The 2,426-nt window shown below is 75.7% G+C and carries 4 protein-coding genes; all 4 read right to left on the reverse strand.

All coding sequences use genetic code 11. The features are described from left to right. A partial coding sequence (locus KS423_RS43465) for a DNA glycosylase AlkZ-like family protein (protein WP_224285209.1) occupies positions 1-531 on the reverse strand: 531 nt, incomplete at its 3' end. After that, positions 528-1,232 carry a glycerophosphodiester phosphodiesterase gene (locus KS423_RS43470; RefSeq protein ID WP_224285210.1) on the reverse strand — a complete coding sequence of 235 codons (705 nt, stop codon included), beginning with the start codon at positions 1,230-1,232 and terminating at the stop codon, positions 528-530. The genes KS423_RS43465 and KS423_RS43470, both read right to left, overlap by 4 nt. Beyond that, positions 1,229-1,684, reverse strand: coding sequence for a hypothetical protein (locus KS423_RS43475; RefSeq protein ID WP_224285211.1), 456 nt, complete (start codon positions 1,682-1,684; stop codon positions 1,229-1,231). Before KS423_RS43475 ends, KS423_RS43470 begins: the two co-directional genes overlap by 4 nt. A gap of 116 nt (positions 1,685-1,800) precedes the next feature. Beyond that, positions 1,801-2,217, reverse strand: a complete 417-nt coding sequence (locus KS423_RS43480) for a molybdopterin-binding protein (RefSeq protein ID WP_224285212.1) — start codon at positions 2,215-2,217, stop codon at positions 1,801-1,803. Between the last annotated feature and the right edge of the window lie 209 nt (positions 2,218-2,426).

Here is a 2,426-nt window from a genome sequence, read left to right on the forward strand (position 1 = left end):
CCCGCGCGGCGGGACCTGCACCAGCGGCAGCCGGCAGCGGGCGGCCTGGGCGAGGGCGGCCGGGTCGCGGTCCGGGAGGCCGGCGGCGAGCAGCGCACCGAGCTGCTGGAAGGTGCGCGGCTCCTCCTCCACCAGGGTGCGGGCCTCGGCGGCGAGCGCGTCCAGGTCCAGCCCGGTGAGCCGCTTGCCGTAGGTGGTCCGCAGTGCCTGGTCCAGCATCGGCTGGAGCAGCGGGCGCAGCGTCAGGCAGTCGTCGGCGGTGACCAGGTGGATGGTGCCGCGCTGGAGGGCGATCCGGACCACCGTCCGCTGCTCGATCAGCGCGCTCAGCTGCTCGGGCGCGAAGCCGTCGAGCCGGGCGAGCAGGCCGAGGTAGGGCGGCTGGGGTGCGGCCTGGGCCTGGAGCCCGCCGAGGTGGTGGATCAGCGCGGCGGGTGCCAGGTCGGTGCGGGCGAGCAGGTGCTGACGGGCCAGCAGGGCCCGGCCGAGCGCCCGCTGCCCGAGGGCCGGTCCCGGTGCGGGCACGCTCACCGGCGGCCGTCCAGCACCGAGCGCAGGACGCCGACCCGGTTGGAGGTGATGGAGGCGACCCCGGTGTCGCGCAGCCGGCGCATGGTGCGGCGCAGGTCGGCGGTCCAGGTGGAGACGGCGAGCCCTTCGTCCGCCGCGGCGGCGGTGAACTCGGTGGTGACCAGGCCGAACGGCGGGTTGAGGTAGCGCGGGCGCAGGTCGTCCAGCAGGGCGCGCACGGGCATCCGGGGCTGCTTCCAGGTGAGCGCGATCTCGGCGTCCGGGCTCAGCTCGCGCACCGCGAGCATGGCGCCGACGGGGCCGCAGAAGGCGACCGCCCGTTCGGCGTCGAGCCCGGTGACCACCGACCAGGTGGCGGCGGCCGGCCCGGGGTCGTCCAGGTCGATCAGCAGCCGGCGGCCCTCGACGGCGGCCACCGCCTTGACCGCCTCGGCCAGGGTGGGGACGGCGAGCGGGCCCCGTCGCAGCTCCTCCAGCTGTTCGGCGGTGACCCGGTCGATCGGGCGCGGGTCGCCCCAGAGCCGCTCCAGGGTGTGGTCGTGCAGCAGGACGGGCACCCGGTCGCGGGTGAGCTGGACATCCACCTCGACGGCGTCGGCCCCGGCGGCCAGCGCGGACTCGACGGAGGGCAGGGTGTTCTCGCGGAAGCGGTACGGGTCACCGCGGTGGGCGACGGCGAGCGGCTTGGCGACGGCGTTCATCGGATCCTTCCGGCGAGCCAGGGGGTGAGGCTGTGGACGCCGATGCCCTCGCGGTAGCCCGGCTCCCCCGGGACGGTGACGATCAGCGTGGTGGACGGTGGGAAGGTGCGCGCCTTGACGTGCACGAGGTCGGACCAGACGGCGTTCAGGAAACCGGGGACGCGGTCGCGATCGACGTCGAAGGCGATGCCCTCGACGGTCACGGTGACCTCGTCGTGGGTGAACAGCCGGACGGTGACGGCGGGGCGGCCGCCGAACTCCAGCAGCGCCTCGTGCGGGATGGCGTCCGGTCCCCCGTCCGGATCACCCGGGCCGCCCGGGCCGACCAGCCCGGCGAAGGTCCGGTCGCGGCCGATGTCGTGCTGGGCGCGGACGGTGCGGCCGTGCCGGCCGGCCACGGCCTCGATCGCGAGCACGGCGCTCTGGGTGGTCGGCAGGTGCGGCGGTGGCATTCGGGCCTCTCGTTCGGTTCCGCTTCGTTCCGGGTCGTCCGGCGTCGTTCCGGTCGTTCCGGGCCGCTCGGGGGCTCGTCTCGTTCCGGGTCGCTCGGGGATTCGCCGGTGGGGCGTCAGCGCCGCTCGATCATCACATTGGTGGACTTGATGACCGCCGTGGCAGGTGCACCGGGGACCAGGTTCAGCTCCTCCGCCGACTCCCGGCTGATCAGCGACACCACCCGGAAGGGCCCGGCCTGGATCTCCACCTGCGCGGCCACGTCACCGAGCACCACGCCGGTGACGATCCCCGGGAAGCGGTTGCGGGCCGAGGACGGCCGGCCCTCCGCCTCGGCGTTCTCCGGCCGGGCCAGCTCCCGGGCGAAGGCGGCGAGCTCGGCACCCGGGATGATCCGGTGCCCGTGCTCGTCCCGCACGGCGGCGACCCGCCCGGCGTCCACCCAGCGCCGCATGGTGTCGGCGCTGACGCCGAGCAGCGCCGCGGCCTCGCCGATGCGGTACGGGTTGGCCGGCACCTCGGGCTGGCCCATGTGCGTCTCCTGACGGTGGTTCGAGATTGACGGTGGTTCGAGATCCGGAGGCAGGCGCCCCCTTGCGCCATCCTGCCGTACCGGCGGCCCGGGTGAGGACCCGAGGGCTGCCGCCACGGCCCGCCGCCGCTACGGCTCGCCGAAGAGGTCGCGCCGCACCGCGTCCCCGGCGGTGAGCACCGCCCCGGCGAGCACCGCGCCGCCGCCCG

The organism is Streptomyces sp. LS1784 (assembly GCF_020103755.1).
Classification (GTDB): domain Bacteria; phylum Actinomycetota; class Actinomycetes; order Streptomycetales; family Streptomycetaceae; genus Kitasatospora.

What these genes read in the sequence shown, in the direction of transcription:
- KS423_RS43470 (WP_224285210.1), bottom strand. Translation starts at nt 1,232, where the DNA reads ATGAACGCCGTCGCCAAGCCGCTCGCCGTCGCCCACCGCGGTGACCCG.
- KS423_RS43475 (WP_224285211.1), bottom strand. Translation starts at nt 1,684, where the DNA reads ATGCCACCGCCGCACCTGCCGACCACCCAGAGCGCCGTGCTCGCGATC.
- KS423_RS43480 (WP_224285212.1), bottom strand. Translation starts at nt 2,217, where the DNA reads ATGGGCCAGCCCGAGGTGCCGGCCAACCCGTACCGCATCGGCGAGGCC.